The sequence below is a fragment of the Bradyrhizobium pachyrhizi genome, from assembly GCF_001189245.1.
Lineage (GTDB): Bacteria > Pseudomonadota > Alphaproteobacteria > Rhizobiales > Xanthobacteraceae > Bradyrhizobium > Bradyrhizobium pachyrhizi.
Map to the genome: position 1 here is coordinate 1 of NZ_LFIQ01000065.1, position 4,961 is coordinate 4,961.

The 4,961-nt window shown below is 62.8% G+C and carries 6 protein-coding genes and 1 riboswitch; all 6 genes read right to left on the bottom strand.

Going from position 1 to position 4,961, the window contains the following annotated elements; genetic code table 11:
- Positions 1-383: 383 nt before the first annotated feature.
- Entirely contained in the window at positions 384-539 is a 156-nt protein-coding gene (locus AKL29_RS43305; protein ID WP_162832422.1) for a hypothetical protein, read from the bottom strand.
- Positions 540-619: 80 nt separating this feature from the next.
- Entirely contained in the window at positions 620-1,891 is a 1,272-nt protein-coding gene (locus AKL29_RS13375; RefSeq protein ID WP_050384513.1) for a serine hydroxymethyltransferase, read from the bottom strand.
- Between the two features lie 36 nt (positions 1,892-1,927).
- Positions 1,928-2,013: riboswitch (ZMP/ZTP riboswitch) on the bottom strand.
- A 277-nt stretch (positions 2,014-2,290) separates the two neighbouring features.
- A complete protein-coding gene (locus AKL29_RS13380) occupies positions 2,291-2,737 on the bottom strand; it encodes a YybH family protein (RefSeq protein WP_050384514.1) in 447 nt (148 codons plus the stop codon).
- Between the two features lie 101 nt (positions 2,738-2,838).
- The gene (locus AKL29_RS13385; protein WP_050384515.1) at positions 2,839-3,531 is read right to left on the bottom strand and encodes a winged helix-turn-helix transcriptional regulator; all 693 of its coding nucleotides are present in this window, start codon (positions 3,529-3,531) and stop codon (positions 2,839-2,841) included.
- Between the two features lie 210 nt (positions 3,532-3,741).
- The gene (locus AKL29_RS13390; protein ID WP_028334034.1) at positions 3,742-4,404 is read right to left on the bottom strand and encodes a response regulator transcription factor; all 663 of its coding nucleotides are present in this window, start codon (positions 4,402-4,404) and stop codon (positions 3,742-3,744) included.
- Positions 4,401-4,961, bottom strand: a 561-nt coding sequence (locus AKL29_RS44770; RefSeq protein ID WP_347336981.1) for a sensor histidine kinase, incomplete at its 5' end; no start/stop codon positions are given. The genes AKL29_RS44770 and AKL29_RS13390, both read right to left, overlap by 4 nt.

Genomic DNA, 4,961 nt, shown 5'->3' on the forward strand with positions numbered 1-4,961 from the left:
GCGATAAGTGTCAACACCACCTAGTGCGCAATTGCGCACGGGGGCCGGGACCAATAACCACCGCATTGGATCAGGAACAGGATCGTGGCCCCAGCGTCGCGCAACAATTGAGATTTGGGGTAATGGGTCCCGGCCTTCGCCGGGACGACGGCGAGTGTGTTGTCGCTTGTGCGTCAAACATCCGCATTCTCGCGACATGATTTGTCCGAGCTTTGCTCTTCGTTGCATCCTCTATTTTTGCTGTGGAGGCTTGCCACGTCGGGGCACGCGCGCAAGTTTTCAAGCCACCAAGCGACTTGATGCCTGGATGCCCGCCGGCGGCTTGATGCCCGCCGGCGGCTTGATGCCTGCCGGCGGCTTGGTGCCTGCCGGGGGCGTAGCTCTCACATCCTGGACAGCGCCAGGCCGAGGTAACCGATCAGCGCACCGGTGCTGAGAATGATGACGACGAGCGCCTGTTCCGAGCGTGCTTGCAAGGTTTTCCGGGTCACGGCGTTGGACGCTCCGTCTTCGAGATCATGCGGTCCAACGAACAGCATCGATTTCCGTTCCGGTCCTTCCCCCGGGGAACCTTCACGACCTGCCGAGTGACGCGACGAACGGAACGCGGGTCGGCCGCCTATGAGGGCGGCGCGATCCCCGGAACGGGGAAAGCGCGGCACATCTCGACGCTGTTCGACCTCAATCGCTTGACGACCGATGCATCTCCCTTCGACCGGAGGGACTCCGCAATGAGTTCGGCGATCAGGCGCATTTCGGGCTCGCCCATGCCGCGCGTGGTCGCCGCCGGCGTTCCGAGGCGAACGCCGCTCGGCTTGAGCGGCGGACGCGGATCGTCGGGAATGATCTGCTTGTTTGCGGTGATCCCGACGGCGTCGAGGATGTTCTCGGCCGCGCTGCCGTCCACGCCGACGCTGGCCACGGTATCCACGACCATCATGTGATTGTCGGTTCCGCCGGTGATCAACGTCATGCCGCGTTCCATCAACGCTTCGGCCAGGACCTTCGCGTTGCGCATGACCAGCCTTGCATAGGCGTGAAAATCGGACGTCGAAGCCTTCTTCAGCGTGACCGCGGTTCCGGCCACAACGTTCATGTGCGGACCTCCCTGCAATCCCGGGAATACCGACGCGTCGATCTTGCCGGCGAACTCCCGGCGACAAAGAACGATGCCGCCACGCGGCCCGCGAAGCGTCTTGTGCGATGTCGTCGTCATCACGTCGAAACCCGCATCGAGCGGATTACGCAAGGCGTTGCCGGCGATCAGGCCGCCGTAATGGCTGACGTCGGCCATGGTCAGTGCACCCACCTCATCGGCGATGCTCTTGAAGGACGCATAATCCAGATCGCGCGGATAAGAGCTGTAGCCGCACAGCACCAGCTTCGGGCGGACGTTCCGGGCCATGGCGCGGAGCTCATCGAAATCGATGGCGCCGCCGTTTGACGGCTGCGTCTTGTAGCGGGCGAAGTTGAAGAGCCGCCCCATATGCGACACCGGTGCGCCATGGGTGAGATGGCCGCCGTGTGACAGGTCCATCGCCAAGATCGTATCGCCGGGCTGCAGCAGGCCGAGATACACGGCCTGGTTCATTGGCGATCCGGACAGAGGCTGAACGTTGGCATGCTCGGCGCGGAACAGCGCGCAAGCGCGCTGTCGGGCAAGGTTCTCTATCTGGTCGGTAAATTCCTGGCCGCCGTAATAGCGGCGTCCCGGATAGCCCTCGGAATACTTGTTGGTGAACACCGATCCCAGTAGCTCGAGAACCTCGGGATAGGTGTAGTTCTCCGACGGAATCAGCTCGACGCCGTCTTGCTGGCGGCGCTCTTCGCCCTCGAGCGCAAGGGCAACTTCCAAATCGTTGAGATGGAGTTCATTGCGGAATGACGGCATGGTCCGGGCTCCCCAAGACGCTGGATCATCAGCTGAACGGGTTGCCCAGGCGAACGGCGTTGGAACCCTTCGCGCTTCACCGTGGTCAATTCCACGTAAGCTCGCCAGTCGCGCGAGGGGCGAATGAGCCTGCGAAGCTCATCGCGAGCAGAAGGCTATCCAATCCCCGGCGGGCTCGCAAGGGTTGATCGCGGGCCCAGCGTTGGGCGAGATCGAACATCTGGCGACAGCCACGGCAATGGCGACCAAACCGAGGGACGTCCGGCTTACCCAATGAACCGATGTCCCGATGATCAATGCCGTCTTCGGCTGAGGGCCAATAAGGTGCATGACCATCCGTCACTTGCGGCCCGTCAGGCTTGCGGGGTGGCTGACCGTGTGGCTGTGGCACCCGCGAATCTATTCCTTGACGAAGATATGAGACTTTATCTTCCACTGCCCGTCGGGTTGGCGTTCAAGCAGTCTCACGGTGCTGCCAGAAATTGGCGCCGCCTTCTCATTTACTACTAGGGTGGCCGTGAAATGCGAGGTGGTGTAGGCGTAGTTTCCCATGGGCAACACATCGAGCAGCTCAACCTTGTGATCTCTGACGCTTCTTCCCCGCCCGGCAAAGAAATTACGGATTGCCAAAGGGCCGGTGACTGGCTGCGCACCAGGCGGCATCAATCTGGCGTCAGCGGCATACAACGGTAACAGGGCATCGAAGTCTGCGTTGTTGATGGCGGCATCCCATTTGGCAGCCGCCGAGGAAAATTCGTCGGCAGGTGGGGCTGCCCCTGCGGGACTGACGCAAGTACAAGTAAAGATCAACAACAGGGTGCATGAAAGAAGAGAAGGGCGGCTCATCTTTGCCTCCTTTAGCTGAGATGCTTAGCGCGGGAGCGCATTCGCAAACGCTATAGCCGAGGCAAGCAGAACCACTAGTCCAGAAAGTGGACTGGATATCCTCAACTGGCTGAGACTCGATCTGCGGCCGCCGGCGCCTCATCGGCATATTTGCTGCGTGGGAACCAAGTCCGCATGCTGTTCACAAGATGCCTGGGACCGTCGATCTCGATTTTGCCGAGCTCACGCGCCCGTAGCAGCGGCATCTCGTCTACGAAAATCTGCACGAGCGTCAGCAGACTCGCATAGAGGCTGATATCGACCTCGAAGCCGGGGTCATCCCAGCAAAGATCGGCTTCCTCCTTCTTCACAACAAACCACCAGCGCTTCGGCCGAGCGTCCGCAATCTCGATGTACAGAACGAAGTCGCATGGAATGTGCCTTAGATCGAACGAACGGCGCATATTCCACATGAGCCGGCCCGCGTGAAGTTCGTTGGGTGTGAGCTGGCTGCGAGCCCATTTGTGGCCCCAATAGCCCATTGCATCGATAATTGGCCTGGCTTCCCTGGCTGCCTGGGTTGGATGGTACTCCCAATGCCCGTTATCGCCTGATCTGCGTGAGATTAGCCCGGCTTCTTCTAGCGTTTGCAGGCGCTTGGAGAGGAGGGTCGGCGACATCTGCGGGATGCCGCGGCGAAGCTGGTTGAAGTGGTGGGACCCCAGCAACAGTTCGCGGAGCAGGAGCGGGGTCCACCGCTCCGTGAGAATTTCCGCAGCTTTGGCTACGGGGCAAAATGATCCATAGCCTTTCATGACGAGAACTTTAGCATCACGAGGGCCACCAAGGTAGTCCAGGTTCTGGACTATGTCCCAGACGAGCCAGCATCGAGGCTGTCCTGGACGTCTGTTACGCGATTTTCTCTAGACTCGGCCATTCGACGATGCCGGCTCGATGTTCGGTTTGCCCGAAGGCAGATGCGGCTCGATTTGCCAGTACGCGGCCTGGCTGGTGCCACCGCGGGCTCAGCGTTCGCCGAGATCGATCTGCGTGAGGATGCCTTGCCGCAGCGCGAGGCGGACCAGCTCGATATCGGTGCCGACGCCGAGCTTGTCCTTGATCAGGGAATGCAGGTTCGCGACCGTCTTGGGGCTGAGGTGCAGCGCCTCGGCGATCTCCTCGGTGGTGTTTTCCGCGAGCAGCATCCGCAGCACCTCGAATTCCCGCGCGGTCAGGAGGTCGGCCGCCTTGGTCTCGCCGGCAAGGTGGCTGAGCGCGAGCTCGTGGTCGATATCCGGGCTGATCGCGATCTTGCCCGACAGCGCATCCATCACGGCGTGCACCAGCGTCTCCGGCGGGCTGGTCTTGGTGACATAGCCGCTCGCGCCGGCGCGGATCGCCTGCACTGCAAAGGCCGCGTTCTGATGCATGGTGAACACCAGGATTTTTGCGCGCCTGTCCCACTGCCGCAGGCGGCGGATGGCCTCGATGCCGCCGATGCCGGGCATCGACAGGTCCATGATGACGAGGTCGGGCCCGGTCTCCTTGTAGAGGCGGTAGGCCTCGACGCCGTCGGAGGCTTCGGCGACGACGCAGAGGCCCGGCTGTTTCTGCAGCATCGCCCGGTAGCCCTCCCGCACGACGGCGTGGTCGTCGACCAGCATGATGGTTCGCGCCGCGTGGCTCATGCCGCGCGCTCCACCTGTGCGGCTTCTCGGCTGGCGGCGACGGGAACGATGACGCGGAGCGAGGAGCCGCTGGGCTGTCCGGTCTCGAAACTGAGCCGCCCGCCCAGCGCGGCGACCCGTTCGCGCATGCCGAGCAGGCCGAGGCCGGACCTGAGCTGGGGATCGCCTTTGGGATCGGGATCGCCGGGCTGGCCGTCATCGTCGATCGCGAGCACGATCGTGCCGTCGCCGCCGCCGGGCGGCGGCTCGCGCATCTCAAGCCGCAGCATCACGCGCGTGGCGCCGGCATGCTTGGCGGCGTTGGTGAGCGCCTCCTGCACGATGCGGTAGAGATTGGCGCTGACGGAGGCGGCGAGGCGCTCGAACGATCCCGATATGGTGATCTCGAACCGCGGCTGTCCGCGGCTGCGGCCGTTCCAGCCGGCGACCAGGCCCTCGAGGCTGGCCGCAAGTCCGAGTTCGTCGACATCGGGCGGGCGGAGCCGGAAGAGGGCGCCGCGTAACGTCTCCATCATGTCGGTCGCGGTCCGCCCGATGCCGTCGCATTCGGCGAGCAG

Coding starts and splice junctions, on each gene's coding strand:
- AKL29_RS13385 (WP_050384515.1), bottom strand. CDS start 3,531: ATGAAAGGCTATGGATCATTTTGCCCCGTAGCCAAAGCTGCGGAAATT.
- AKL29_RS13375 (WP_050384513.1), bottom strand. CDS start 1,891: ATGCCGTCATTCCGCAATGAACTCCATCTCAACGATTTGGAAGTTGCC.
- AKL29_RS13390 (WP_028334034.1), bottom strand. CDS start 4,404: ATGAGCCACGCGGCGCGAACCATCATGCTGGTCGACGACCACGCCGTC.
- AKL29_RS13380 (WP_050384514.1), bottom strand. CDS start 2,737: ATGAGCCGCCCTTCTCTTCTTTCATGCACCCTGTTGTTGATCTTTACT.
- AKL29_RS43305 (WP_162832422.1), bottom strand. CDS start 539: ATGCTGTTCGTTGGACCGCATGATCTCGAAGACGGAGCGTCCAACGCC.